The following is a 26,972-nucleotide window of genomic DNA, read 5'->3' as shown; positions in this document are numbered from 1 at the left end:
CCCACCTTTCGGTGGGCTTCGTGTTTCAGTGGCCAGGCATCAAATCAGAACAGTTTCATCGGCGGCGCTTTCTCTGCCACCGGCTCGTTCTTGCCGGTCTCGGCGTTCCAGCCACCGCCCAGAGCCTTGTACAGGTTGACCTCGCTGGTCAACTGCGCGAGGCGGTCGGTGATCAGCGATTGCTGGGCGCTGAACAGCTGGCGTTGGGCGTCGAGGAAGGTCAGGTTGCTGTCGACCCCAATGCGGTAGCGCCGCTCGGCCAGGCGGTAGTAGTCCTGGTTGGAGGCAACATAGGCCGTCTGGGCCTGCAACTGTTCGTTGTAGGTACGACGCGCGGCCAGGCCGTCGGAGACTTCCTGGAACGCCGTCTGGATCGCCTTCTCGTAGTTGGCGACGTTGATGTCCTTCTGGATCTTGGCGTAATCCAGGCTCGCCCGCAGGCTGCCGGCGTTGAAGATCGGCAGGTTGATCTGTGGCGCGAACGTCCAGGTGCCCGAGCCGCCCTTGAACAACCCGGACAGGTCCGGGCTCAATGTGCCGGCGTTGGCCGTCAGGCTGATACTCGGGAAGAACGCGGCCCGCGCGGCGCCGATGTTGGCGTTGGCGGCCAGCAGGTTGCGTTCGGCCTGGAGAATATCGGGACGACGTTGCAGCAGGTCCGACGGCAACCCGGCCGGCACTTCACTGAGCAGGTCATCGCTGAGCGGTTGCGTGTTCAGGTTGGCCGGCAGGCTGGTGCCCAGCAGCAGGGTCAGGTTGTTTTCATCCTGGGCTACCTGGCGGGTGTAGCGCGCCAGCTGGACCCGGGCGTTTTCCACTGCCGTGCGCGCCTGGCTCAGGTCGAGTGCCGAGGCTACGCCGACGTCGGCGCTACGGGTGGTCAGCTGGAGGCTTTGCTCGTAGGTCGCCAGGGTGTCCTGGGTCAGCTTGAGCAGTTCCTTGTCGGCTTGCCAGGTCAGGTAGGCGTTGGCCACGTTGGCCACCAGGCTGATCTGGGTGCTGCGGCGCGCTTCCTCGGTGGCGAAGTAGCTTTGCAGCGCTTGTTCGCTCAGGCTGCGGACCCGGCCGAACAGATCCAGCTCATAGGCACTGATGCCCAGGGTGGCCGAGTAGGAACTGCTGATGGCCGCTTCGCCGGTCTGCGAGGCCCGGGCCGGCAGGCGCTGGCGGCTGCCGGAACCGGTGGCCGAGACTGCCGGGAACAGATCCGCCCGCTGGATGCGGTATTGCGCGGCATAGGCGTCGATGTTCAGCGCGGCGACCCGCAGGTCGCGGTTGTTTTCCAGGGCCACCTGGATCAACTGCTGCAGCGCCGGGTCATGGAAGAACTGTTTCCAGCCCTGTTCCGCGGCAGCCTGGCTGGCTGCCTTGGCCGGTTCGTAGGCCGGACCTTGCGGGTATTGCGCCGCGACCGGTGCTTCGGGCCGCTGATAATCGGGAATCAGCGAGCAGCCGCTGAGCACGACGGCGGCGATGGTCAGAGAGAGTAGCGACTTGCTCATTGCCCAGCCTCTTTGGAAGTTTCAGGAGCGTCGTCCTGGTCGGCATTTTTGCGACGGCCTATCGACGACACGGTCACGAAGAACAACGGCACCCAGAAAATCGCCAGGACGGTGGCGGTCAGCATGCCGCCGATCACCACTGTGCCAATGGCGTGTTGGCTACCTGAGCCTGCGCCTGTGGAGATTGCCAGGGGTACAACACCGAGAATGAACGCCAGCGAGGTCATGATGATCGGCCGCAGGCGCATACGGCAAGCTTCAATGGCAGCTTCCTGCAAGCCCTTGCCTTGTTCATGCAGTTCCTTGGCGAATTCGACGATCAGAATCGCGTTTTTGGCTACCAGGCCTATGGTAGTCAACAGCCCTACCAAGAAGTACACGTCGTTGGACAGACCGCGCAAACTGGTCGCCATCAACGCACCGATGATCCCCAGCGGTACCACAAGTACGATCGCTATCGGAATCGACCAGCTTTCATACAACGCCGCCAGACACAGGAAGACCATCAGGATCGACAGCGCGAACAGCGCTGGCGCCTGGGACCCCGCGAGTCGTTCTTCATACGACAGACCTGTCCAGGAAATACCAACACCGGCAGGCAGCTTCTTGGCGATGGCCTCGACTTCGGCCATGGCTTCGCCGGTGGAGTAGCCCGGTGCCGGGACGCCCAGGATTTCCATCGCTTCCACCCCGTTGTAGCGGGCCAGTTTCGGCGAACCGTAGATCCATTCGCCCTTGGCGAACGCGCTGAACGGTACCATGGTTCCAGAGCTGTTGCGTACGTACCATTTCTGCAGGTCTTCGGGGCTCATGCGAGCATTCGGTTGCCCCTGTACGTACACCTTCTTCACCCGGCCGCGGTCGATGAAGTCGTTGACGTAGCTACTGCCCAGGGCAATCGACAGGGTGCTGTTGATGTCCGAAATGGTCACGCCCAGGGCGCTGGCTTTTTCGTCATCGATTTCCAGCTGGTATTGCGGCTCGTCATTCAGGCCGTTCGGGCGAACCTGGGCCAGGACCTTGCTCTGGGACGCCATGCCCAGGAACTGGTTGCGTGCTTCCATCAGCTTTTCGTGGCCGATGCCGGCACGGTCCTGCAGGAACACGTCGAAACCGGTGGCGTTACCCAGCTCCATCACCGCCGGCGGGGCGAAGGCGAACACCATCGCATCGCGGAAGGTAAAGAAGTGCTGCTGGGCGCGGGCCGAGATCTTGAACACTGTGTTGTCGGCGTTACGCTCTTCCCATGGCTTGAGCATGATGAACGCCATGCCCGAGCTCTGGCCACGACCGGCGAAGTTGAAGCCGGTCACGGTGAACACCGAGGCCACGCCATCGCCTTCGCCGCCGTCCTTGCCCGGGCGCAGCAGGAACTCACGCATCTTGTCCACCACCACCTGGGTGCGCTCGGCGCTGGAGCCGGCCGGTGTCTGCACCTGGGCAAACAGCACGCCCTGGTCTTCTTCCGGGAGGAACGAGGATGGGATACGCATGAACAACCAGATCATACCGACGAAGATAATCAGGTAGGCCAGCAGATACGGCGCTTTATGCCGCAGGATGTTGCCGACTCCCCGTTCGTAGCTTTGCACGCTGCGGTCGAAGTTTCTGTTGAACCACCCGAAGAAGCCGCGTTTGTGCGTGCCATGTTCCCCTTTCGGGATAGCCTTGAGCATGGTGGCGCACAGGGCGGGGGTGAAAATCAGCGCAACCAGCACCGACAGGGCCATGGCCGAGACGATGGTGATGGAGAACTGCTTGTAGATCACCCCGGTGGAGCCGCCGAAGAACGCCATCGGCAACAGCACCGCCGACAGTACCAGGGCGATACCCACCAGGGCCCCCTGGATCTGGCCCATGGATTTCCTGGTGGCTTCCTTGGGGGACAGGCCTTCTTCGCTCATCACCCGCTCGACGTTTTCCACCACGACGATGGCGTCGTCCACCAGCAAGCCGATGGCAAGCACCATGCCGAACATGGTCAGGGTGTTGATACTGAAACCGAACGCCGCGAGGACCCCGAAGGTGCCCAGCAATACCACCGGCACGGTCATCGTGGTGATGATGGTGGCGCGGAAGTTCTGCAGGAACAGGAACATCACCAGGAACACCAGCACGACCGCTTCGACCAAGGTTTCCACCACGCCCTTGATCGACTCGCTCACCACCGGCGTGGTGTCATAGGGGAACACCACTTCCATGCCTGGCGGGAAGAACGGCTTGAGGTCGTCCACGGTCTTGCGCAGGGCCTTGGCCGTGTCGAGGGCGTTGGCACCGGTGGCCAGGCGCACTGCCAGGCCCGAGGCCGGGGCACCGTTGAACTGGGCGTTGATGCTGTAGTTCTCGCCGCCCAGGCCCACCTCGGCGACATCGCCAAGGCGTACTTGGGAGCCATCCGGGTTGACCTTGAGCAGGATCGCCTTGAACTGGTCGGCGGTCTGCAGGCGGGTCTTGCCGATGATGGTGGCGTTCAGTTGCTGGCCGGGCACGGCGGGCAGGCCACCGAGCTGGCCGGACGAGACCTGGACGTTCTGTGCGGAGATGGCGGTACTCACGTCCGACGGTGTCAGGTTGTAATTGTTCAGCTTGGCCGGGTCGAGCCAGATCCGCATCGCGTACTGGGCACCGAAGACCTGGAAGTCGCCGACACCCGAGGTGCGCGAGATCGGGTCCTGCATGTTCGACACGATGTAGTTGGAAAGGTCTTCCCGGGTCATGGTGCCGTCGCGCGACACCACGCCGATCACCATCAGGAAGTTCCTCACCGACTTGGTCACGCGGATACCCTGTTGCTGCACTTCTTGCGGCAGCAGCGGGGTGGCCAGGTTCAGCTTGTTCTGGACCTGGACCTGCGCGGTGTCGGAGTTGGTGCCCTGCTCGAAGGTCGCGGTGATGGTCATGCTGCCGTCGGAGTTACTTTCCGAGGAGACGTAGCGCAGGTTGTCGATACCGTTGAGCTGCTGTTCGATGACCTGCACCACGGTGTCCTGCACGGTCTGCGCGGACGCGCCCGGGTAGGTCACCTGGATCGCGATGGCCGGTGGCGCGATGCTCGGGTACTGGTTGATCGGCAACTTGAGGATCGATAGAGCCCCGACCAGCATGATCACCAGGGCGATCACCCAGGCGAAGATCGGACGGTCGATAAAGAATTTCGACATGGTTTACTCCCCTTTGCCGCCGGCTGCTTTGTCAGCTGCCTGGGCGGGGGCCGGGTTCTTGGTGCCCACATTGGTGGCTTCGGTGGCCTTGACTTCCACCCCTGGCCGTACGTACTGCAACCCTTCGGTAATCACGCGATCGCCGGCCTTGAGCCCGTCTTCGATCAGCCACTGGCTGCCGACGGTGCGGCTGGCCTTGAGCTGACGCAGCTCGACCTTGTTGTCCGGGCCCACCACCAGGGCGGTCGGCATGCCTTTGAGGTCGCGGGTCACGCCTTGTTGTGGAGCGAGGATCGCCGCGCTGTTCACACCCGCCTGCAATTGCGCATGGACGAACATGCCCGGCAGCAGGGTGTGGTCCGGGTTGGGGAACACGGCGCGCAAGGTGACGGAGCCGGTGGTCTGGTCAACCGACACTTCGGAGAATTCCAGCTTGCCCTCGTGGGCGTACTGGCTGCCGTCTTCCAGGATCAGCTTGACCGTGGCGGCATTGTCGCCGGCCTTCTGCAACCGGCCACTTTCCAGCTCGCGGCGCAGTTGCAGCAGTTCCACCGAGCTCTGGGTCACGTCGACATAGATCGGGTCCAGTTGCTGGATGGTTGCCATCGCTTCTGTCTGGCCGTTGCTGACCAGGGCGCCTTCGGTTACCGAGGAGCGCCCGATACGCCCGGAGATCGGCGCGTAGACCTTGGTGTAGCGCACGTTGATCTGGGCGGTTTGCAGGTTGGCTTCCGACTCGAGGCGATTGGCCACGGCGGTGTCGTATTCCTGGCGACTGACGGCCTGTTCATCCACCAGTTGCTTGTAGCGGTCGGCAATGGACTTGGTGGAACGCAGGTTGGCCTCGGCGCTCTTGAGCGTGGCTTCGTATACGGCCGGGTCGATCTGGTACAGCTGCTGGCCGGCCTTGACGTCGGCGCCTTCCTTGAACAGGCGCTTGAGGATGATGCCGTTGACCTGCGGGCGAACCTCCGCCACGCGGAACGCGCTGCTGCGCCCCGGCAATTCGGACGTCAGGGTGAAAGGTTGGGTCTTGAGGGTGACGACGCCGACCTGAGGAGGTGGTGCGGCAGGGGCCGCTTCTTCCTTCTTACATCCGCTGAGCAGCGATGCCAGGGCGATGGCGGTAACCAGAGCGGTAACAGCTGGCTTGAAGTGCATGGAAATCCTCGGGTCAGGCACGCAACGGGCGCACTCGAAAGGTTGGAAGGTTACAAAGGCGCATTTTCAACTAGTAGGTTGCTAAGAAATATACTTACGTACATGGTTGTTTGTAAACAGCCAAATTGCGTACCATCCGGTTTACAAAAGCCTGACAAAGGCTCGTACAGACCGGGAGCGCGTTCCATGGACGATCGCCTCCCATTCGTTCAGCTGACCTTTACGCATTGCTGACGCATCCTGATTGAGGTGGTTACTGCCATGGTCCGTCGTACCAAAGAGGAAGCCCTGGAGACTCGCAGCCAGATACTCGAAGCGGCCGAAAAGGCTTTTTTCGAGCGGGGCGTGGCGCGCACGACGCTGGCTGACATCGCGACGCTGGCCGGTGTGACGCGCGGTGCCATCTACTGGCATTTCAGCAACAAGGCGGATCTGCTCCAGGCCATGCTCGATACCTTGCACGAGCCGCTCGATGACCTGGCGCGCGCCAGTGAAAATGAAGAGGAACTCGACCCCCTGGGGTGTGTGCGCAAGCTGCTGGTTCGCCTGTTCCAACAGGTGGCCCTGGACCCGAAAACCCGACGCATCAATGAGATTCTTTTCCATAAGTGCGAGTTCACCGACGAAATGTGCGATTTGCGCCAGCAGCGGCGCCAGGTCAATCTCGACTGCAACGTGCGGATCGCGCTGTCGCTGCGCAATGCGATGAATCGCGGCCAACTGCCGGATGACCTGGATACCGACAGGGCGGCGATCGCTCTTCACGCCTATATAGACGGCATTCTGTACCAGTGGCTGCTGGCACCCGACAGCTTCGCGCTGGCGGGTGAGGCCGAGCGCTGGGTAGACATCGGGCTGGACATGCTGCACCTGAGCCCCAGCCTGCGCAAATGAAACAAAATGAGTAATTGCATCGGTTTGTGTCAATAGCGGATCGGCAAAACCCGCCGGGCATGGATCCCGGCGGGTCGTTCATGGAGCAGTTGCCAGGTCCGGCGACAACGCGCTATCGCTCGATCATGCCGGATCACCATGGCAGCTTCATGTATGGGGTGGCATTGCGGCGCCTGTGCGGGGCGATCCGCAACTGTCCATTAAATTACTCGACAATAAGGCGGACGGTGTAGCTGAAAGGCGGCTCCAGCATCTTCTGGGAAATTTCCGAGCGGCAGGTATATTCGCCATTGCCGGTGTAGGCGGTCCTGCTTTTCCAGTCGGGTCGATAACGAGGTTCGAGAACACCAAAACCGATAGGGGCTTCGAATCGGGTTTGTACTTGGCAGCCGAATTCGGACCCGTCCATTTGATACGAGAGCAGAATTTCGATCGGCTTGACTTTTCTCAGGCTGGGTTGCCAGTCGGAAGTGGGATAAGTGTATTTTCTTTTATTGACGAAATAGATGTTTCGAGTGGACTTGGAGGCAACATCGTAACCGCTCAGGGACAAGTCCGCCGGCTGTGCCGGGTTTGTGACCATGTTGATCATGTTCAGGGTGCGCGGGGTGTGATTGGTGATCTCCACGGTGACCCCGGTATTGGCCAGGCTGCTGGCAACCATCGCCGGTCCGAATAGCAGGGCAAGGGTGAAACTTTTCAGAATGTTCATAGTAAGGTATCTCTTTTTACAGGCTCGCTAAAGCCCACATAGGTATTGATAGTGTGTTGTTTGGTTTGATTCAAAGGGGTTGCGTGATGAACTATTTATCGGGATTTAATTGATTGATGGCTGTGAGCTTATAAGTGGTAATCCATTGGCTGAGTAGTAATTGGTTCGGGCTTTATTATTAGCGTTGTTGAATGCTTGAATCCACAGCAGCTGCTTGTTGTCTTGTTATTTGATATTTCGGTTGTTGCTGGTCCGTTGGATTCTAAAAACTGCAGGTATAAAAAAGCCCCGGCTCTTTCGAGTCGGGGCTTTGGGTAAGGCCTGGTTTTCTGACTTACATCACCGGGTAGTCGATATAACCCACCGGACCTTTGCCATAGAAGGTTTCCGGGTGCGGTTCGTTCAGCGGTGCATCGGCTTTCAGTCGGGCCGGCAGGTCCGGGTTGGCAATGAACGGCACGCCGAAGGCCACGGCATCGGCTTTGCCTTCGGCCAGCCAGGCATTGGCGCGGTCCTTGGTGAAACGTTCGTTGGCGATGTACGGGCCGCCGAACGCTTGCTTGAGTTGCGGGCCAATGCTGTCGTCGCCTTCCTTCTCGCGCGAGCAGATGAAGGCAATGCCGCGCTTGCCCAGTTCCCGGGCCACGTAGCTGAAGGTTTCCAGGCGATTCTCGTCGCCCATGTCATGGGAGTCGGCCCGTGGCGCCAGGTGCACGCCGACCCGGCCGGCTCCCCAGACTTCGATGGCTGCGTCGGTCACTTCCAGTAGCAGGCGGGCTCGGTTTTCCAGGGAGCCGCCGTAATTGTCGGTGCGCTGGTTGGTGCTGCTTTGCAGGAACTGATCGAGCAGGTAGCCGTTGGCACCGTGGATTTCCACACCGTCGAAGCCGGCGGCCTTGGCATTTTCGGCGCCTACGCGGTAGGCATCGACGATGTCGGCGATCTCAGCGGTTTCCAGCGCGCGTGGCGTTGGATAGTCGGCCAGTGGACGAACCAGGCTGACATGGCCCTTGGGTTGGATGGCGCTGGGGGCAACCGGTGTTTCACCGTTCAGGTAGGACGGATGGGAGATGCGGCCCACATGCCACAGCTGCAGGAAAATCTTGCCGCCGGCACCGTGTACCGCCTTGGTGATGTTGGCCCAGCCGCGCACCTGGTCGTTGGACCAGATACCCGGGGTATCCGGATAGCCCACGCCCATCGGCGTGACGGAGGTCGCCTCGCTGAGGATCAGGCCGGCGGAGGCGCGTTGCACGTAGTACTCGGCCATCAGCGCATTCGGCACACGGCCTGCGTCGGCGCGGCAACGGGTGAGCGGTGCCATGATGATGCGGTTTTTCAGTTCGATGTCGCCGAGTTTGATCGGGTCGAAAATGGTGGTCATGAATGACTGCCTCGTCAGTGTCAGGGATTGTTGAGAGTCAAGGGGTGGCCGGTGCCAGGTCGGCATTGCCGCCCCGGCGGAAAGTGATCAGGGTGACCAGCAGCGCCAGTACCGCGAGGGCGCCGGCGGCCAGGGGCACGGCGGTCAGGCCCAGGCCGTGGTCGATGACGCTGCCGCCGACCCAGGCACCCAGGGCGTTGCCGATATTGAAGGCGCCGATATTCAGGGTGGAAACCAGGTTCGGCGCGGACTTGCCGAAGGTCACCACGTTTACCTGCAGGGCCGGCACGGCGGCAAAGCAGGCGGTGGCCCACAGGAACAGGGTGATTTCGCTGGGGATCAGCGCCACGCTGGTCCAGCTCAGCATGGTGGACACCACGGCCATGGCGATGAACACGCCCATCAGGGTGTTCGACAGGCTCCTGTCCGCCAGCTTGCCACCGATGATGTTGCCCAGGGTCAGGCCCAGGCCGATCAGCACCAGGGTCCAGGTCACGCCACGGGGCGATACGCCGGTGACCTCGCCCAGCAAGGGAGCGACGTAGGTGAACAGGGCGAATACCGAAGCGGAAAACAGGGCCGTCATGGTCAGGGACAGCCACAGGCCGGCGCCCTTGAGCGCCACCAGTTCCGAGCGCATGTCGAGTTTTTCTTCATCGCGCTTGGCCGGCAGGAAGCGGATCAGGCCAATCAGCGCCACCACGCCGATGACGGTCACGGCCCAGAAGGTCGAGCGCCAGCCGGCTTCCTGGCCCAGTGCGGTGCCCAGCGGCACGCCGAGCACGTTGGCCAGGGTCAGGCCGGTGAACATCAGGGCCACGGCCGAGGCACGCTTGTTGGGCGCCACCAGGCCGGCGGCCACCACCGAGCCGATGCCGAAGAACGCGCCATGGCACAGGGCGGTGACCACCCGGGCGAACATCAGCACGTTGTAGTCGCTGGCGATGGCGCAGAGCAGGTTGCCGACGATGAAGATCCCCATCAGCACCACCAGTGCGGCCTTGCGCGGCAGACTGGCGGTAGCCAGGGCCATGAACGGCGCACCGATGGCCACGCCCAGGGCGTAGCCAGTCACCAGCCAGCCGGCACCCGGGATCGAGACTCCCAGGTCGGCCGCCACATCGGGCAGCAGGCCCATGATGACGAACTCAGTGGTGCCGATGGCGAAGGCGCTCAGGGCCAGGATGAGTAGCGAGAGGGGCATGGCGGGTCCTTGTCGAATCAGAGCTCTTGGCTCATTTGCTTGAGGAACTGCTGGATCACTTCCTCGTTGCGTTTGAAGAAGTGCCATTGACCGACCTTCTGGCTAGTGATCAGCCCCGCCCGTTGCAACACCGCCAGATGAGCCGACACCGTGGACTGCGACAGGCCGCAACGCTGGTCGATCTGTCCGGCGCAGATGCCGAATTCATGGTTGTGCAACTGTTCGGGGAACTGGACCTTGGGGTCCTTGAGCCAGTTGAGGATGTCTCGCCGTACTGGGTGTGCCAGGGCTTTTATTATTTCGTCGAGGTCGAGGGTCATGGAGGCAGCCGTAGTGAGTAAAACGCTATATCGCGATAAGGCGAACCTTAAATCGTTGCTTCGCGATATACCAATATGGATTCGATCTGAGCAGCGAACAAATCGCTATATCGGGTTATAACGATATGAGCTTGGCGATGCTAAGCTGGCCCCCATGAACTATCTCGCGCACCTGCACCTCGGCGGCCCCGGCCGGGAACAACTGCTCGGAAGTCTCTACGGCGACTTCGTCAAGGGACCGCTGCAAGGGCTGTATGACCCGCGGATCGAAGCAGGGATCGCCTTGCATCGACGCATCGACCATTACACCGACCGCCACCCTTTGGTGGACATCGCCCTGTCGCGGTTTTCCACGGTGCGACGGCGCTATGCCGGGATCGTGCTGGATGTGTTTTTCGACCACTGCCTGGCCCGGGACTGGGCGTTGTACGGCGAAGGGCCGCTGGTGGATTTCACGTCCCGTGTCTACCAGGTACTGAGCACCGAACCGCAATTGCCAGGGCGCCTGGCACAGATCGCGCCGTATATGGCGGCGGATGACTGGCTGGGGTCCTATCAGGAATTCGAAGTGCTGGGGCAGGTACTGCGTGGCATTTCCCGCCGCCTGTCCCGGCCCGAGGAACTGGCCGGGGCGATGAAGGAATTGATCGAGCTCTATGAGCCGCTGAGCGAGGACTTCCAGTTGTTTTACCCGCAGTTGCAGGACTTTGTACAAAACCAGGCCGCGCCCCGGATCTGATTGTGGGAGCGAGCTGGCTGGCGATAGCGGTGCATCAGGCAGCTCGTCTGCTGAATGTTAAGCCGCTATCGTCAGCCAGCTTGCTCCCACAGGGGGGCCGCGCAGAGATCCGGGTCAGGCCGCAATTGCCGCAGGCCGTGTCGGCGCTTGCTGTTTCTCGGGAATCGTTCCGAACAATGCCTTGTGTACCGCCTGTTGCGCCTGGAAAGCCAGGGCCGCGCGTTCCTGGCCTTGGCAGGCGATGGGTTGCAGCAGGTAAATGTGAACGTCGCCCCGATCGTTGGCAAACAAGCGCATCAGGTGCGACAGCAGGTCGTCATCGCCAATGAAAGGGGCCAGGGAATCGGGCTCGCCGTTGCGCAGGTAACGGATCGCCACAGGCTGCAGCGCCACCTCGGCATCGATGGCGGCCGATAACAGGCGACCGTGGAAGGTGCGCAGGGACCGCCCGTCGGTGGTGGTCCCTTCCGGGAACATCAGCAATGGGTGGGTCTGTTGCAGGTGACGGGTCATCTGCTTGCGGATCAACTGGCTGTCGCCCGAGCCACGGCGAATGAACAGGCTACCGGCCTTCGCCGCCAGCCAGCCGGCCACCGGCCAGGTGCGCACTTCAGCCTTGGACAGGAATGACATCGGAGTGAGCATGCCCAGCAGCGGGATGTCGGTCCAGGACACGTGGTTGCTGACCCACAGCATCGGCTGTCGCGGCAATTGCCCATGGACGGTCACGGAAAAGGGCAGGGCATTGCTCAGCCGTGCCATGAAGAACCGCGACCAGCGCTGACGACGTACCATGGAGTGGGCAAGCCCCAGGCGCTCGAAAACACCGAACACGCTGGCCATGCCCAGACCCAGCGCCACCACCAGCAGGACGCGCGCGATCCGCGCGTACACCCTTGAGCGGCTCATCAAACCGCTGCCTTGAAGTGGCGGGCGTAGCGTGGGCAAAGGTCATCGCGCTTGAGCAGGATGAACACATCGGCCACCTGGAATTCCTCGTCCCAGCACGGCTCGCCGCAGATCTTCGCACCCAGGCGCATGTAGGCCTTGAGCAACGGCGGCATTTCGGCGATGACATTGGACGGCACGTCCAGGGTCGGCAACGGTTTTTTCGGTACGGCTTGCAGGTGTTCGTTGCACAGGTAGCGCTCGCGCAGGCGTTGCATGATCGCCTGGGCCTGGATGCCGCCGTCCTGCATCGCAATGCTGGCGCAACCCATCAGGTAGCTGTAGCCGCCCTCGTTCAGGACTTCGGCCAGTTCCCCCCAGAGCACCGCGATGGTGCCGCCGTTACGGTAGGCCGGGTCGACGCAGGTCCGGCCGATCTCCAGGATCGGGCCCTTGAGATGGACCAGGCCGTGGAGGCTGAATTCTTCTTCGCTGTAGAAGCGTCCCAGGCTACTGGCGGCCTGGTGGTCGAGCAGGCGAGTGGTCGCCACGAGGCGGCCGGTGTTCAGGTCGCGTACGCCGATGTGGGCGCAATGAACATCATAGTCATCCATGTCCAGACCCATTTCCGCGCCCTTGAGCTTGGCGTTGAACTCGCCGCTGAAGACGTTGAAGCGCAGGGCCTGGGCTTCTTGCAAGGCCTGGGCGCCGACCAGGCGTTCGGCTTGCAGGCGGCGTTCATTGCCGGTGTCGCTGATGCGGGCGATCTGAGTCATAGCGAATCTCCGTGCGGGCTGTTCAGTTGCAGCCAGTCGACTTTCTTTATGCAGCCATGTTGTGCAAAGTCAGGCTATGTAGCCCCGGTGTCATCACCATGAAGCTTTGGTGATGCTTATATGACAGCCCTCGAGGAACCTCCCATGCTTTGGCAAACCCTGATCGCACGTGGCGAACGGCTGACTGCCCATTCGGACCTGGCCGAGGGGTACGCGGCGTTGTTGCAACGCCTGGGGCCGGTCACGCCGTTCGAGTTGGCGGTGGCCGGCGCGCGATTGATGGCGACACCGGGACTGGCCTTCCTGGTGGGCTACCAGGCAGCGTTGCGCGCGCTCTGGCCCAGCGCGCCCCACAGCCTCGGCGCGTTGTGCGCCACTGAGCAGCGCAGCCTGCGCCCGGCGGACATGCAGACCCGCCTGGCGGATCTGCGCCTGACTGGACGCAAGGATTTCGTCACCGCCGGGGATGCCGCCGAATGGCTGCTGATTGCCGCTCGCTGCGAAGCGCCGGGTGAAACGCCACGACTGAACCTGGCCGTGGTCTATCCCGGCGAGCCTGGCGTAACCCTGGAAAAACTCCCGGCCATTACCTTGATGCCAGACGTCAGCCATGGCCGCGTCCTGCTCGACGACGCGCTGTGCGAATTGTTGGCGGGGGACGGTTGGGACGCGTACGTCAAGCCGTTTCGCACCTTGGAAGATCTTTACGTGCTCAGTGCCATGACCGCCTGGCTGTATGGCGTGGGGCAGGAATGCGCCTGGCCCCAGGCGTTGCAATTGCGCCTGCTCGCGCTGCTGGCCGGTTGCGCGCAGGTGAGCCTTCACAATCCGTCCAGCGCGTCCGGGCACGTGCTGCTGGGCGGGTTGTTCGCGCAGTTCGACGGGCTTGATGGCGAACTGAATACCGCACTGGCCGCCGGGCCTGCGCCGTGGCGCGAGATGTGGACGCGGGATAAAGCGGTGATGGAGATGGCGGCGGGCGCGCGGGCCAAGCGGTTGGCCAAGGCGTTGGGATAGTCCTCCAGACGACCACTCCTTGTGGGAGCGAGCAAGTTCGCTCCCACAAGGGGGCACACACACTCAAATTGTCATCAAGTCTGCATAGGCTCTGAAGGTTCAATCCTGCGAGCCCCAAGCATGTCCAAAGGCTGGTTCCTGATTCCGTTGCTGATACTCAACCTGAGCGTCCAGGCCGAAGACTGGCCCGGCGAGCAATGGCCAAGTGGCCCGACCCCGAGCGGGCCGGCCATCGAAGCCTTGGAACAATACGCCTTCCCACCCCGGGACGATGCAAACCGTGAGGGCATCCGCACCGATGCGCTGCTGGTGATCCAGGACGGTCGGCTGGTCTACGAACGCTACGCCGGACCGAACACTGCCCAGACCCCGCACCTGACCTGGTCCATCAGTAAAAGCCTGCTGGCGACGGTGTTCGGCGTGGCCTACGGTGAAAAACTGTTTGGCCTGCAAGAGCCGGTCGCCCGGTACTACCCGGCGTTGGGCAAGCACCCGGGCGTGACCCTGGCCGATCTTTTTCACTGGGCCTCGGGCCTGGATTGGCAGGAAGACTACGAATACGCGCCACTCAAGTCCTCCGTGGTGGCGATGCTCTACACCCGCGGACGCCACGACATGGCGGCGTTCACTGCGCAGCATGAAAGTTTCAGTCCGCCGGGGCAGGTATTCCGTTATTCCAGCGGCGACAGCAACCTGCTGGCGGCGGCGTTGAAAAACATTGTCGGGCCGACGCGATACGCCGATTACCCCTGGACGGCGCTGTTCGAACCGTTGGGTATCCGCCAGGCAACCTGGGAAACCGATGCCAGCGGCACCTTCGTCGGTTCGTCCTATGCCTACCTCACGGCGCGGGACCTGGCGCGTGTCGGGTTGTTGATGCAACGGGACGGCCGCTGGGGCGAGCGGCAATTGATTCCCAAGGAGTGGGTTGCGTTCAATCGCGAACCTTTCACCCGGTTCCAGGCTGGCCAGGACGAAGCCGTGCCCGGTGGCCACTGGTGGCTCAATCGCGCCGCCGACCGCTCCCTCCATCCCTGGCCCGACGCGCCACCGGACACTTACGCCGCACTGGGGCATTGGGGGCAGGCCTTGTACATCATTCCCAGCGCCCGGCTGGTCATCGTGCGCTATGGCGATGATCGCGATGGCAGCTATCGCCACAACGAATTGCTCAAGCGAGCCATGGCGGCATTCGCCGAAGGGGTGCGGCCATGAGGCGCAAGTGGCTGTTCACGCTGGTGTCGGTGTTTCTGGTTGCCCTGATGGGCTGGATCTGGCTCGAGCGGGTGGCGCTGCGGGCCTTTCCCGACATCATCAGCGCCTACACCGCCAAGCAATACTGCTCATGCCGCTATGTGATGGAGCAACCGGCGGATTACTGCCGTGGCTATGTGAAACAGTCGGTGCCCATCAGCGACTTTCTCGACACGCCCGAGGACAAACGCGTCGTGGTCGCCGGGCTGGGACGCAGCAATAGCGCGCGGTGGATGGGCGCGCGACAGGGGTGCCGCCTGGAGTGACTCGATAAATCCCCTGGATCATCGGTGTTTCTGGCAGTTGTTGAAACAGACTGTTTGCAACGGCCCTTGGCCCGGTTAAGGTTCGCCACAGGTTTATCTGCCCTCCGAGTGTGTATGTTCAAGCGGTCTTTCTCTCACGCTGTCGCGACCTTGCTGCTGGCCTGCGCCGCGCTGCCGGCCCAGGCCGACTGGTACCTGGACGGCGAATCGTCGCGGCTGTCGTTCATCAGCAGCAAGAACGGCAACGTTTCCGAGGTCCAGCGTTTCCTGGTTCTCCACGGTCAGGTCCAGCCCGATGGCCTGGCTCGCCTGGAGGTGGAACTGGAGTCCATCAACAGCGGCATTCCCCTGCGAGACGAACGCATGCGGGCCGAGCTGTTCGAGATCAAGCAATTTGCCGAAGCCACCGTTACGGCGCGGATCGACCTGGTCCCTATCCAGGACCTGGCCAATGGCGCGCAGTTGGAATTGCGCCTGCCGCTGACAGTGGACCTGCATGGCAAGCAGCATGAATACATCGTCGAACTGCTGGCGACGCGCCTGGATGAACGACGTTTCCAGGTGGTGACCCTGGAGCCGCTGGTGCTCAACGCGGCGGACTTCGACTTGGCGCCGGGCCTGGAAAAGCTGCGCAACCTGGCCGGTCTGTCAGCCATCAGCCTGTCGGTGCCGGTGAATGCGGTGCTGATTTTCACGGCGCGTTGACGTGAGCGGCCCGGTATTTCCCTGGCGTGAGGGCAACAGGTTCGAGCTGTTGATCGACGGTCCGCAGTTTTTTCCGCGCATGCTGGTGGAAATCGCCCGGGCCCAGGAACAGGTCGAGCTGGAGTTGTACCTGGTGGAGGCGGGGGCTTGCGCCGAGGCGATGGTCCAGGCCCTTGTCCAGGCAGCCGAGCGGGGCGTGCGCGTGCGGTGCCTGTTCGATGACTATGGCAGCCTGGCGTTTACCCTGGGCCTGCGCAACCGCCTGCTGGAGGCGGGGGTGGAGCTGCGTTTCTACAATCGCCTGAGCTGGCGCCGCTGGGTGCGCAACCTCTATCGCGATCATCGCAAGCTCCTGCTGGTGGACCAGCGTCTGGCGGTGGTGGGCGGAACCGGGGTGACCGATGAATTCTGGAACCCCCTCGACGACCGCAGCCAATGGCACGAAGTCATGGTGGAGATCATCGGCCCGCTGGTGCTGGACTGGCAGTTGCTGTTCGACCGCCAGTGGCTCGCCAACCGTCACCGTCGTGCCTGGAAGCCGGCCTCCAACTTCGGCCTGCCGCGACTGCCTCGTGTACCGCCGGTGGGCGAGGGCATGGGCCGGGTGGCCTATGCCGACGCCCGCCAGCACCGGGATATCCTGCAGTCCCTGTCCCGGGCGTTGAACAGCGGGCAGAAACGGATCTGGATGGCGACGCCTTATTTCCTGCCGACCTGGAACGTGCGCCGTTCCCTGCGCAAAGCCGCGGCCCGGGGCATCGACGTGCGGCTGTTGCTTACAGGCCCACGCACCGATCATCCCTCGGTGCGTTACGCCGGGCATCGCTATTACCCGCGCCTGCTCAAGGCCGGGGTGAAGATCTTCGAATACCAGCCCTGTTTCCTGCACCTGAAAATGGTGCTGGTGGATGACTGGGTCAGCATCGGTTCCTGCAATTTCGATCACTGGAACCTGCGCTTCAATCTGGAGGCCAACCTCGAGGCCCTCGATTCGCGACTCAGCGCTGCGGTGGCGGCCAGTTTCGAGCGAGACTTCGCCCAGAGCCAGCAGGTCAACCTGGACGCCTGGCAGCGTCGGCCGTTGTGGAAGCGCTTCAAGCAACGGTTATGGGGGCTGGTGGATCGGTTGGTGGTCAACCTGCTGGATCGACGCGGCTAGCCCGAACACCCAGATACAACTGTGGGAGCGGGCTTGCTCGCGATGGCGCAGTGTCAGCCAATGTCGATGCGGCTGATCTGACGCCATGGCGAGCAAGCTCGCTCCCACGGGAAATCAAGTTGTTCCGAAGGTCAGAGCAACTCGAAACTCTGCTGCTTCACGTCCTGGGAATCCAGGCCGATCTGCACATTGAACTTGCCCGGCTCCGCCGCGTATTTGAGCTGGGCATTGTAGAACTTCAGGTCGTCTTCGGTGATGGTGAAGTGGATGACCTTTTTCTCACCGGCCTTGAGCATCACCTTCTGGAAGTTCTTCAGTTCCTTCGCCGGACGGATGATCGAGCCCGTCACGTCCTGGATATACAGCTGCACCACGGTTTCGCCGTCACGCTTGCCGGTGTTCTCCACGGTCACGCTGGCGTCCAGCTTGCCGGTCTTGTTCAGCGTGGTGGAGGACAGGGCCATGTCCGACAGGCTGAATTCGGTGTAGCTCAAACCGTAGCCGAAGGGGTACAGCGGACCGGTGGTGTCGTCGAAGTATTGCGAGGTGTAGTTGCCTGGCTTGCCCGGCGTGAACGGCCGGCCGATGCTCAGATGGTTGTAGTAGGTCGGAATCTGGCCTACCGAGCGTGGGAAGGTGATCGGCAGCTTGCCCGACGGGTTGTAGTCGCCGAACAGTACGTCGGCGATGGCGTTGCCGCCTTCGGTGCCGCTGAACCAGGTTTCCAGGATCGCATCGGCCTGTTGCTTCTCTTCCAGCAGCGACAGCGGACGGCCATTCATCAACACCAGTACCAGCGGCTTGCCGGTGGCCTTCAGGGCCTTGATCAGCTCGCGCTGGCTGGCGGGGATGTTCAGTTCGGTACGGCTCGACGATTCGTGGGACATGCCACGGGACTCGCCCACGGCGGCCACCACCACGTCGGCCTGCCTGGCGGCTTTCACCGCTTCGTCGATCAGCACCTGGGCCGGACGCGGGTCGTCCACCACTTCCGGGGCGTCGAAGTTGAGGAAGTTCAGGTAATCGAGGACCTTCTTGTCGCCAGTGATGTTGGCGCCACGGGCATAGATCAACTTCGATTCACCGCCCAAGGCACGGGCCATGCCGTCGAACACCGTGACCGACTGCGCCGGCCGGCCGGCGGCGGCCCAACTGCCCATCATGTCGATCGGCGCCTTGGCCAGCGGGCCGACCAGGGCGATCTTCGCCGTCTTCTTCAGGGGCAAGGTCTGGTTGCGGTTTTCCAGCAGCACCAGGCTGCGGCGCGCCACGTCACGGGCATCGGCGCGGTGCATGCGGCTTTCGGCATAGGTGTCGGCCGGGTCATCCTCGGCCTTGCCGATGCGCAGGTACGGGTCCTTGAACAAGCCCATGTCGTACTTGGCGGCGAGCACTTCGCGCACGGCGTTGTCGATGTCGCTCTGCTCGATCTCGCCGGCCTTGAGCAGCCCCGGCAGTTCCTTGCCATAGAGCGAGTCGTTCATGCTCATGTCGATGCCGGCCTTGATCGCCAGCTTCGCTGCCTCGCGACCGTCCTTGGCGACACCATGCTTGATCAGCTCGAAGATGGCGCCATGGTCACTGACCGCCAGGCCCTTGAAGCCCCATTCCTTGCGCAGCAGGTCGTGCATCAGCCAGGTGTTGGCCGTGGCCGGTATGCCGTTGATGGAGTTCAGCGCGACCATCACGCCGCCGGCGCCGGCATCGATGGCGGCGCGGTAGGGAGGCAGATAGTCCTGGTACATCTTCACCGGGCTCATGTCCACGGTGTTGTAGTCACGGCCACCTTCCACCGCGCCGTACAAGGCAAAGTGCTTGACGCTGGCCATGATGGCGTCGGCGGCGTTGGCGCCCTTGCCCTGGAAGGCCTTGACCATCACGGCGGCAATGCGCGACACCAGGTAGGTGTCCTCGCCGAAGCCTTCGGAGGTGCGGCCCCAGCGCGGGTCGCGGGAAATGTCCACCATCGGCGCGAAAGTGATGTCCAGGCTGTCGGCCGCTGCTTCCTTGGCGGCGATGCGGCCGGAGCGGTAGATGGCGTCCATGTCCCAGCTCGAGGCCAGGGCCAGGGGAATCGGGAAAATGGTGCGGTGGCCGTGGATCACATCGTAGGCGAAGAACATCGGGATCTTCAGCCGGCTGCGCATGGCCGCGTCCTGCATCGGACGGTTCTCATCGCGAGTGATGGAGTTGAACGTGCCGCCGATGTTACCGGCGGCGATTTCCTTGCGGATCATCTCCCGGGGCATTTCCGGGCCGATGCTGATCAGGCGCAATTGGCCGATCTTTTCCTCGAGGGTCATCTGCTTCATCAGGTCGCTGATGAAGGCATCCTTGTTCTCCATGGGGACTGGCAGGTTGTCGGCCCATACGGATTGACTGGCCAGACTGACAAACAGGCCCAGCAAACACAGCTTCTTCATGAATAGTTTTCTCGCAAGCCTAAAGGGCGGATCAGTACACGCCGGTCAGCCAAAATGTGAGGAGCGGCTATTGTTGTTCGGTCAAATGCAGCACACTTTCGAGCCCGGGGGGCTGAACTTAGTTTCGCACCGCGCATCTTTTAGCCCATCGATCCGTTTCAATCCAGTGCGGCGGCAGATTATGCCCCAGCGCCGATGGGATAGGTGGCCGTGTTTTTACCAATGCAATCAAGCAAGGGAGAGCTTCATCCGATGAATCCAAGACTGAACCACCGCGGCGGCCTGCAGATGCTCGCCCTGATGCTGTGCACCCTGCTGCTGGCCGGTTGCGGCATCAACAATATCCCGACCCTGGACGAGCAGGCCAAGGCGGCCTGGGGCCAGGTGCAGAACCAGTACCAGCGCCGTGCGGACCTGATTCCCAACCTGGTGGAGACCGTCAAGGGCTATGCCCAGCATGAGCAGGAAACCCTGACGGCGGTGATCGAGGCGCGCGCCAAGGCCACCTCGATCCAGGTGGATGCCAGCACCCTGGACAACCCGGAAAAACTCAAGCAGTTCCAGCAGGCCCAGGACCAGTTGAGCGGGGCGTTGAGCCGCTTGATGGTGGTCTCCGAACGCTACCCGGACCTCAAGGCCAACCAGAACTTCCTGGCGCTGCAATCGCAACTCGAAGGGACCGAGAACCGCATCGCCGTGGCCCGCCGTGACTTCATCCTGGCGGTGCAGAAGTACAACACCGAGATCCGGACCTTCCCGGGTCGCCTGTGGCACAGCGTGCTGTACAGCGACCTGCCGGTGCGTGAAACCTTCGAAGCCACCAGCCCCGGTGCCGAGAAAGCGCCGCAAGTGAAATTTTAATGAAGCCGCTACAGGCCTCGAGCTGCAAGCTGCAAACATCGGTCCTGGGCACCGCGCTTGCCCATGGCTTGAAGCTGGCCGCTCGCAGCTGCGCCTTTGTGCTGTTGCTCTGGGTGTTCGCAGTCACGGCCCAGGCCGAATTGAAGTTTCCGCAGTTGACCGGCCGGGTAGTGGATACCGCCGGGCTGCTCGAGCCTGCGGTACGCCAGCAACTGGAGGCGCAGCTCAAGGCGCACGAGCAGGCCACCGGCGAGCAGGTAGTGGTGGTCACGCTGGCGAACCTGCAAGGCGCCAGCATCGAAGACTTCGGCTATCAATTGGGTCGCCACTGGGGCATCGGGCAAAAGGACAAGAATAACGGCGCACTGCTGATCGTCGCCCGGGATGACCGTAAACTGCGGATCGAAGTGGGCTACGGCCTGGAAGATCGGCTGACCGATGCCCAGAGTTCGGTGATCATCAACCAGGTGATCACACCGGCCTTCAAGACCGGCAATTTCAACAAAGGCATCAGTGACGGCGTGGCGGCGATGCTGGTGGTACTGGGCGGCAACCCCTTGGATGAGCCGGCAGCGGCGTATGACGCAGGGGCGCAGGAGGGTGATTTCGTCCAGCGCCATCCCGGGTTGTTCGTATTGCTGGTGATGCTGTTCATCATCACGGTCATGGTCTGCCAGGTACTGGGTATCCTGCCCGCCAGCGGTGGCGGCTCCAGCGGTTCCAGCCGCGGCGGCGGTAGTTTCGGCGGTGGAGGCGGTGGCGGCTTCAGCGGCGGCGGTGGCAGTTTCGGTGGCGGCGGTTCGTCGGGCGGCTGGTGACAATAAAAATGAGCAGGCATTTCTAACCATGGCATTACTGACTGAACACGAACAACGCAAGGTGGCCGAGGCCATCGCCCGGGTCGAGCGCGACACCGATGCCGAGCTGGTCACGGTGCTCGCCGCCCGTGCCGACGACTACGCCTATATCCCGCTGCTATGGGCCAGTCTGCTGGCGTTGGTGGTGCCTGGGGTGGTGCATTATCTTTCGGGCTGGTTGACCATGCACAGCCTGTTGCTGGTGCAATGGGCCAGCTTCATCGTGCTGTGCCTGCTGTTTCGTATTCCCAGGATCACCACCCACCTGATTCCCCGCTCGGTGCGCCATTGGCGCGCCTCCAACCTGGCTCGCCGGCAGTTCCTCGAACAGAACCTGCACCACACCGTGGGAAGCACGGGGATGCTGATCTTCGTCTGCGAGGCCGAGCGGTACGTGGAGATCCTGGTGGACGAGGGCATTTCCAGCCGTCTCGACAACAAGCACTGGGAGTCGATTGTCGCGGCCTTCACCCAGCAGGTTCGCCAGGGACAAACCCTGCAGGGCTTCATAACCTGCATCCAGGCCTGCGGCGAATTGCTCAAGGAGCACGTGCCGGTGACTCACGAACGCAATGAATTGCCCAACCGCCTGGTGGTCCTGGGCTGAGGCTTTTGGCATCGCCGCTGCGGCGAGCACCCTCGTCGCGGGGAGTTTCCCGGCCATGACGGCTGGCCGGCCAACGCCAAGGGCACCGATGGATTTCGCACCGCTGGGGAAATTCCTCGTGCCCTCGCACCCCATCCCCCCTAAAATACCCGCCATTCCCGATCCGCCCCGCCCCGAGGCCGCTTTTCCATGTCTGTCACCGCAACTCCCGCCCGTCCCGCCGCGGATCACCACGCCCAGTTCATCGAGTTGCTGCAGGCCAGCCTCGAACAGAACGCTTTCATCAAGCTGGTGCTGGCCCGGTATGTCGGCGACGAAGCAGACCTTCAGCGGCTGATCATCAAGCAAACGACCGTCAAGGAGCAGCCTTGCCTGTCGTTCGTCTATCGCTACAAGACCCGTGACATCACCAAGAACTTCCCGCTGGCCGAAGGCGTGGCGACCATCGCCGGGCTGTTGCCGGCGTCGTTCCGCAATGCCCATCTGCTGGCGGTGACCGACGAGGCGCAGCTGGAGTACAGCAAAAAGGGCAAGCCTTCGTTGTTCAGGAGCAAGCCCCAGCAATTGCGGGAAGTGCCCTCGGTGGAGCACAACCGCGAGAAGAACCGTTTTCTCGATCTGAGCCGGCCATTCCTGGCTGACCTGGGTGTGACCAACCACAAGCACGAGCTGATTCCGGCGATGTCGCGCAAGTGGAAGCAGATCAACAAGTTCATCGAAGTCTTCAGCCACGCGCTGACGTCCTCGCCGCTGGCCCTGGACAAGCCGGTACGGGTTTCGGACTTCGGTTCGGGCAAGGGCTACCTGACCTTCGCCATTCATGACTACCTGCGCAACACTCTGCAGGCCGAAGGCCTGGTGACCGGAGTCGAGCTGCGCGAGGACATGGTTCGGCTGTGCAACGAAGCTGCCGCGCGCTTGGAGCATCCGGGCCTGACCTTCCAGCACGGCGACGTGCGCAGCGTGGCCCCCAGTGCAGTGGACGTGATGATCGCCTTGCACGCCTGCGACATCGCCACCGATTACGCGATCCACATGGGCATTCGCTCGGGCGCTTCGATCATCATGTGCTCGCCGTGCTGCCACAAGCAGATTCGCTTGCAGATCCAGAGCCCGGCGTTGCTCAAACCGATGCTGCAATATGGCTTGCACCTCGGCCAGCAGGCGGAGATGGTCACCGACAGCTTGCGGGCGCTGTTGCTGGAAGCCTGTGGCTACGAGACCAAGGTGTTCGAGTTCATCTCCCTGGAACATACCAACAAGAACAAGATGATCCTGGCGGTCAAGCGCCCCGGGCCGGTGGAGCCCAAGGAGCTGTTGGCCAAGATCGAAGAACTCAAGGCGTTCTATCGCATCACCGAGCATTGCCTCGAAACCCTGCTGCGGGCCGACGGCTACCTCGCCTGACCGGCCATCGGCTGTTGCTGTGGGGGCGAGCTCCCACAGTGGGTCCGCCTGGCGTGCAACCCGTCAGTCAATGATCCGAGTTTTCCTCCCATTCCGGTACGGCGGACTACCTTTAATGCGTGCCCATCCACGCATTTCCCAAGGAGCCCAATCATGGCCGCGAAGAAAATCCTGATACTGGTCGGCGACTACGTCGAAGATTATGAAGTGATGGTGCCGTTCCAGGCCTTGCAGATGGTCGGCCACACCGTGCACGCGGTGTGTCCGGACAAAACCGCGGGCCAGACCGTGCGCACGGCTATCCATGACTTCGAAGGCGACCAGACCTATAGCGAAAAGCCCGGCCACCGGTTCGCCTTGAACCATGATTTCGCTGGTGTTGAGGCGGCTGACTACGATGCCCTGCTGATCCCTGGCGGTCGCGCGCCGGAATACCTGCGTCTGAACGAGAAAGTCTTGCAGCTGGTGCGAGATTTCGACCTGGCGGGCAAGCCGATCGCGGCGGTCTGCCACGGGGCGCAACTGCTGGCGGCGGCGGGGATCCTCGAAGGGCGGGAATGCAGCGCCTACCCGGCCTGTGCTCCAGAAGTACGCCTGGCGGGAGGGACCTATATCGATATTCCGGTGACGGAAGGTCACGTACAGGGCAATCTCGCCACCGCGCCGGCCTGGCCGGCTCATCCGAACTGGCTGGCGGGATTCCTGACGCTGCTGGGCACGGCCATTACGCTGTAGGGCGTTACGTACCCGGCCTGGCGGAACAAGCGCAGCGGGTCTTTACTGTCTGGGCAATCAACCCAGCCCAAGGGGAACGAACATGTCCGGATGGTACGAAATCAGCAAGACCAGCAGTGGCCAGTTTCGCTTTGTGCTCAAGGCAGCCAACGCCGAGACCATCCTGACCAGCGAGCTGTATGCTTCTCGCAGCGGTGCCGATGGCGGTATCGCCGCGGTGCAGAAAAACAGCCCGCTGGCCGAACGCTATGAGCTCAAGAACACGAAGGACGGTCATCCGTACTTCAATCTCAAGGCTGCCAACCATGAAGTGATCGGCAGCAGCGAGGCTTATTCATCGGACGCCGCCCGGGACAAAGGCATCGCCAGCGTCAAGGCCAACGGCCCCACCACCGTCATCAAGGACAAGACGCTGGCGGCGCTTTGACAGCAAACCCATGGGTGCCGGCCCCGTGGCGAGGGGATCTGCCCCCGTTGGGGCGCGCAGCAGCCCTCAAACATGACAACCTGGTCTGTCAGGAGAACCGTTTGTTTGGCTTTTGGGGGCGCTGCGCACCCCAACGGGGGCAAATCCCCTCGCCACAGCCCATCATGTATCCGATCCCAAAAGAGTCCTGTCCAATGCCGACTGTCTAAATCTCCACCGGCACCGACAGTTTCGGATCGCCCAGCGGATGGCTCTTGGCGTCGAAGAACCGCAACGCCACTTCCAGTCCCTGGAACAACTTGGCGTAGTGACGCTTCTGGTGCTGGATGAACGCCTGGCTGCGGGGATAGATCGAAATGGCCATGGTCCTGGGGCTGGCCTGGCGCAAGGCCTGGACGATGTGCCGGTCCTGCTCGCCCAGGGCATGGCCGAACAGGCACAGGTTGTCGCCGTGGTGCAGCAACTGGTCATAGCCGAACGACAGGTAGTCGGAACTGCGGATCGTCCTGAGCTTGTCCTCGCTGGGCCCTTCATTGACGAACAGCGGTACGTCGTCGAGGGTCTTGAGGGTGTTGTTGATGGCGAAGTTGCCCAGCAGTGTGCCCTCGGTGGAGGTGAGCCTGCGCGCGGTGCCGTCCTGGTTGCGCACCAGGTGCAGGCCGCCGTGCAGGTAGAGCAGGCGCGTCTTGTCCGAGCAGGCGTGGTTCAGGTCGAAACGTTGATCGTCGCCGCTGAACAGATCGGTGAGGGTGCCTGGTTCATGCTGCAGCGCCCAGTGGTTGAGCAGGTCATAGTTGGTGGTGAATACCGTGCGGTAGCGACTCAGCTCCCGGTTCAACGTTGCCAGGGTTGCCGGCTGCACCAGTCGCCAGGGAATGTGCACGGCGTGCACGGTGTTGATCAGCGCTTCCTTGATCGCGTAGTAGCGATTACGCGGGGCGGCGGAGCTGACGGCCAGGGCCTTGTTGATCCGGCTGGTGGTTTTCAGCGCACCGAGCACCTGCTCGAAGCTGCGCGTCTGCATTGCGTCGAACACGCTCAGTTCCGACGGGCTCAGGGGCTTTTCCTCGACCGTGCGGGCGTTCTCGAACAGCGAGTCATAGCCAAAGTCGTCCCATATGGCGCGGCTGGCACCGTTACCCACCAACAGGCCGCTGAAAGCGGTGTTGGCGCGCAAGGCCTCCCAATCTTCGAGCCGGGCGTCATATTCCTGGAAATCGGTCATTGCGAAGCTCATCCAAAACGTGGCAAAGGCAGGGCGCGACTTTATCACGACAGACTCTTGAGCCAGATCAAGGAATGCCGTGACCGCTCGGTCAATCCTGTAGGCACGCCGATCCGGCTTCCCCAGGAGCATGTTCCCATGAGCAGCACTTTCTTCATCCCAGCCGTGAATGTCATGGGGCTGGGCTGCCTCGACGAGGCCATGACCGCCATCCGCAACTATGGTTTTCGCAAGGCGTTGATCGTCACCGATGCCGGGCTTGCCAAGGCCGGCGTTGCCGACAAGCTGGCGGGACTACTGGCCGCACAGGACATCGATTCGGTCGTTTTCGATGGCGCAAAACCCAACCCGAGCATCGCCAACGTCGTGCAGGGGTTGGGCCTGCTGAAAGAAACCCGGTGCGATTTCGTGGTTTCGCTGGGCGGTGGTTCGCCTCACGACTGCGCCAAGGGCATCGCCCTGTGTGCCACCAACGGCGGGCAGATCGGTGACTACGAAGGCGTCGACCGTTCGAGCAAGCCGCAATTGCCGCTGATCGCCATCAATACCACTGCCGGCACCGCCAGTGAGATGACGCGCTTCTGCATCATTACGGACGAATCGCGCCATGTGAAAATGGCGATTGTCGATCGCAACGTGACACCGCTCATGTCGGTCAACGACCCGGCGTTGATGGTGGCGATGCCCAAGGGCCTGACTGCCGCCACGGGCATGGATGCGTTGACCCATGCCGTGGAGGCCTACGTGTCCACCGCCGCGACCCCGATTACCGATGCCTGCGCCCTGAAAGCCGTCACCCTGATCAGCAACAACCTGCGCCTGGCGGTGCGCGACGGCAATGACCTGGCGGCACGGGAGAACATGGCTTACGCACAGTTCCTCGCCGGGATGGCCTTCAACAATGCATCGCTGGGGTTCGTGCATGCGATGGCGCATCAGTTGGGCGGCTTCTATGACTTGCCGCACGGGGTATGCAACGCCGTGCTGTTGCCACACGTGCAGGCATTCAACGCCTCGGTGTGCGCCGACAGGCTGGCCGATGTGGGCCGCGCCATGGGCGTCGATCTGCCTGGATCCAGCCCGGAGGAGGGCGCGCAGGCCGCCATTGCGGCGATTCGTGCCTTGGCCAGCGACGTGGACATTCCCGCAGGCCTGCGGGAGTTGGGTGTACGCCTCAATGATGTGCCGGTGCTGGCCGCCAACGCCCTGAAGGACGCCTGCGGCTTGACCAATCCGCGAGCAGCGGACCAGCGGCAAATCGAGGAAATTTTCCGCACCGCGTTCTAGG

25 protein-coding genes are annotated in these 26,972 nt (G+C 62.3%); 14 read left to right on the top strand and 11 right to left on the bottom strand.

Annotated features, from left to right (window positions below; all coding sequences use genetic code 11):
- Positions 1-44: 44 nt before the first annotated feature.
- From BW992_RS00200 to BW992_RS00190, 3 genes are read right to left on the bottom strand one after another with little or no spacing between them, the layout of a single operon-like run.
- Positions 45-1,502, bottom strand: a complete 1,458-nt coding sequence (locus BW992_RS00200; RefSeq protein ID WP_072399252.1) for an AdeC/AdeK/OprM family multidrug efflux complex outer membrane factor — start codon at positions 1,500-1,502, stop codon at positions 45-47.
- A complete protein-coding gene (gene emhB, locus BW992_RS00195; protein ID WP_072431897.1) occupies positions 1,499-4,663 on the bottom strand; it encodes an efflux RND transporter permease subunit EmhB in 3,165 nt (1,054 codons plus the stop codon). The genes BW992_RS00200 and emhB overlap by 4 nt, the downstream gene beginning before the upstream one ends.
- 3 nt (positions 4,664-4,666) lie before the next feature.
- Positions 4,667-5,824 (bottom strand): efflux RND transporter periplasmic adaptor subunit, encoded by a 1,158-nt coding sequence (locus BW992_RS00190; RefSeq protein WP_076405247.1) that lies wholly within the window; start codon positions 5,822-5,824, stop codon positions 4,667-4,669.
- A 261-nt stretch (positions 5,825-6,085) separates the two neighbouring features.
- Here BW992_RS00190 and BW992_RS00185 point away from each other — a divergent pair, with 261 nt between their 5' ends.
- Entirely contained in the window at positions 6,086-6,718 is a 633-nt protein-coding gene (locus tag BW992_RS00185) for a TetR family transcriptional regulator (RefSeq protein ID WP_072399246.1), read from the top strand.
- Positions 6,719-6,923: 205 nt separating this feature from the next.
- On the opposite strand, the gene BW992_RS00180 is transcribed toward BW992_RS00185, so the two are convergent.
- The 4 genes from BW992_RS00180 to BW992_RS00165 all read right to left on the bottom strand — a co-directional run bounded on the left by BW992_RS00180 (position 6,924) and on the right by BW992_RS00165 (position 10,338).
- Positions 6,924-7,430: a hypothetical protein gene (locus BW992_RS00180; RefSeq protein WP_076405245.1), complete on the bottom strand. Its 507-nt coding sequence runs from the start codon at positions 7,428-7,430 to the stop codon at positions 6,924-6,926.
- Between the two features lie 334 nt (positions 7,431-7,764).
- Positions 7,765-8,814 carry an alkene reductase gene (locus tag BW992_RS00175; RefSeq protein WP_072399242.1) on the bottom strand — a complete coding sequence of 350 codons (1,050 nt, stop codon included), beginning with the start codon at positions 8,812-8,814 and terminating at the stop codon, positions 7,765-7,767.
- Between the two features lie 37 nt (positions 8,815-8,851).
- Positions 8,852-10,018: an MFS transporter gene (locus BW992_RS00170; RefSeq protein ID WP_076405244.1), complete on the bottom strand. Its 1,167-nt coding sequence runs from the start codon at positions 10,016-10,018 to the stop codon at positions 8,852-8,854.
- Positions 10,019-10,035: 17 nt separating this feature from the next.
- Positions 10,036-10,338 carry an ArsR/SmtB family transcription factor gene (locus BW992_RS00165; protein WP_003198672.1) on the bottom strand — a complete coding sequence of 101 codons (303 nt, stop codon included), beginning with the start codon at positions 10,336-10,338 and terminating at the stop codon, positions 10,036-10,038.
- A gap of 154 nt (positions 10,339-10,492) precedes the next feature.
- On the opposite strand from BW992_RS00165, the gene BW992_RS00160 reads away from it, so the two are divergent.
- Positions 10,493-11,077, top strand: coding sequence for an acyl carrier protein phosphodiesterase (locus BW992_RS00160; protein ID WP_072459300.1), 585 nt, complete (start codon positions 10,493-10,495; stop codon positions 11,075-11,077).
- A 114-nt stretch (positions 11,078-11,191) separates the two neighbouring features.
- Here BW992_RS00160 and BW992_RS00155 read toward each other — a convergent pair whose 3' ends face one another.
- Both BW992_RS00155 and olsB read right to left on the bottom strand, forming a co-directional pair.
- A complete protein-coding gene (locus BW992_RS00155; RefSeq protein WP_072399236.1) occupies positions 11,192-11,986 on the bottom strand; it encodes a lysophospholipid acyltransferase family protein in 795 nt (264 codons plus the stop codon).
- A complete protein-coding gene (olsB, locus tag BW992_RS00150) occupies positions 11,986-12,741 on the bottom strand; it encodes an L-ornithine N(alpha)-acyltransferase (RefSeq protein WP_072399234.1) in 756 nt (251 codons plus the stop codon). The genes BW992_RS00155 and olsB overlap by 1 nt, the downstream gene beginning before the upstream one ends.
- A gap of 144 nt (positions 12,742-12,885) precedes the next feature.
- Between olsB and BW992_RS00145 the strand changes: the two genes are divergently transcribed.
- The 5 genes from BW992_RS00145 to BW992_RS00125 all read left to right on the top strand — a co-directional run bounded on the left by BW992_RS00145 (position 12,886) and on the right by BW992_RS00125 (position 17,142).
- The gene (locus tag BW992_RS00145; protein WP_072399232.1) at positions 12,886-13,758 is read left to right on the top strand and encodes an acyl-CoA dehydrogenase; all 873 of its coding nucleotides are present in this window, start codon (positions 12,886-12,888) and stop codon (positions 13,756-13,758) included.
- Positions 13,759-13,878: 120 nt separating this feature from the next.
- A complete protein-coding gene (locus tag BW992_RS00140; RefSeq protein WP_072431902.1) occupies positions 13,879-14,973 on the top strand; it encodes a serine hydrolase domain-containing protein in 1,095 nt (364 codons plus the stop codon).
- Complete coding sequence (locus BW992_RS00135) at positions 14,970-15,278, top strand: amidase (RefSeq protein ID WP_072399228.1); 309 nt, start codon at positions 14,970-14,972, stop codon at positions 15,276-15,278. The genes BW992_RS00140 and BW992_RS00135 overlap by 4 nt, the downstream gene beginning before the upstream one ends.
- A 114-nt stretch (positions 15,279-15,392) precedes the next feature.
- On the top strand, positions 15,393-15,983 hold the full coding sequence (locus BW992_RS00130) for a YceI family protein (RefSeq protein ID WP_072399226.1): 591 nt from the start codon (positions 15,393-15,395) through the stop codon (positions 15,981-15,983).
- A 1-nt stretch (position 15,984) separates the two neighbouring features.
- Positions 15,985-17,142, top strand: coding sequence for a phospholipase D-like domain-containing protein (locus tag BW992_RS00125; RefSeq protein WP_076405242.1), 1,158 nt, complete (start codon positions 15,985-15,987; stop codon positions 17,140-17,142).
- Between the two features lie 131 nt (positions 17,143-17,273).
- Here the strand turns inward: BW992_RS00125 and bglX are convergent, their stop codons facing one another.
- The gene (gene bglX / locus BW992_RS00120; protein ID WP_076405239.1) at positions 17,274-19,565 is read right to left on the bottom strand and encodes a beta-glucosidase BglX; all 2,292 of its coding nucleotides are present in this window, start codon (positions 19,563-19,565) and stop codon (positions 17,274-17,276) included.
- 252 nt (positions 19,566-19,817) lie between these two features.
- Here bglX and BW992_RS00115 point away from each other — a divergent pair, with 252 nt between their 5' ends.
- From BW992_RS00115 to BW992_RS00090, 6 genes are all read left to right on the top strand, one after another.
- Complete coding sequence (locus tag BW992_RS00115; RefSeq protein ID WP_072399221.1) at positions 19,818-20,426, top strand: LemA family protein; 609 nt, start codon at positions 19,818-19,820, stop codon at positions 20,424-20,426.
- Complete coding sequence (locus tag BW992_RS00110; protein ID WP_083714520.1) at positions 20,426-21,244, top strand: TPM domain-containing protein; 819 nt, start codon at positions 20,426-20,428, stop codon at positions 21,242-21,244. The genes BW992_RS00115 and BW992_RS00110 overlap by 1 nt, the downstream gene beginning before the upstream one ends.
- A gap of 28 nt (positions 21,245-21,272) precedes the next feature.
- Positions 21,273-21,890, top strand: a complete 618-nt coding sequence (locus tag BW992_RS00105; protein ID WP_072399219.1) for a TPM domain-containing protein — start codon at positions 21,273-21,275, stop codon at positions 21,888-21,890.
- Between the two features lie 189 nt (positions 21,891-22,079).
- Positions 22,080-23,297 carry a class I SAM-dependent methyltransferase gene (locus tag BW992_RS00100; protein WP_072399217.1) on the top strand — a complete coding sequence of 406 codons (1,218 nt, stop codon included), beginning with the start codon at positions 22,080-22,082 and terminating at the stop codon, positions 23,295-23,297.
- Positions 23,298-23,447: 150 nt separating this feature from the next.
- Entirely contained in the window at positions 23,448-24,032 is a 585-nt protein-coding gene (locus BW992_RS00095; RefSeq protein WP_172834645.1) for a DJ-1/PfpI family protein, read from the top strand.
- An 82-nt stretch (positions 24,033-24,114) separates the two neighbouring features.
- Positions 24,115-24,459 carry a YegP family protein gene (locus BW992_RS00090; RefSeq protein ID WP_072399214.1) on the top strand — a complete coding sequence of 115 codons (345 nt, stop codon included), beginning with the start codon at positions 24,115-24,117 and terminating at the stop codon, positions 24,457-24,459.
- A gap of 205 nt (positions 24,460-24,664) precedes the next feature.
- Here the strand turns inward: BW992_RS00090 and BW992_RS00085 are convergent, their stop codons facing one another.
- Positions 24,665-25,684, bottom strand: a complete 1,020-nt coding sequence (locus BW992_RS00085) for a DUF4917 family protein (protein ID WP_072399212.1) — start codon at positions 25,682-25,684, stop codon at positions 24,665-24,667.
- 138 nt (positions 25,685-25,822) lie between these two features.
- On the opposite strand from BW992_RS00085, the gene yiaY reads away from it, so the two are divergent.
- Positions 25,823-26,971 carry an L-threonine dehydrogenase gene (gene yiaY, locus BW992_RS00080; protein ID WP_072431906.1) on the top strand — a complete coding sequence of 383 codons (1,149 nt, stop codon included), beginning with the start codon at positions 25,823-25,825 and terminating at the stop codon, positions 26,969-26,971.
- The last annotated feature ends 1 nt before the right edge of the window (position 26,972 follow it).

This window comes from Pseudomonas sp. 7SR1 (assembly GCF_900156465.1).
Lineage (GTDB): Bacteria > Pseudomonadota > Gammaproteobacteria > Pseudomonadales > Pseudomonadaceae > Aquipseudomonas.
The sequence above is the reverse complement of the archived record's forward strand: the minus strand, read 5'-3'. Positions and strand labels throughout refer to the sequence as shown.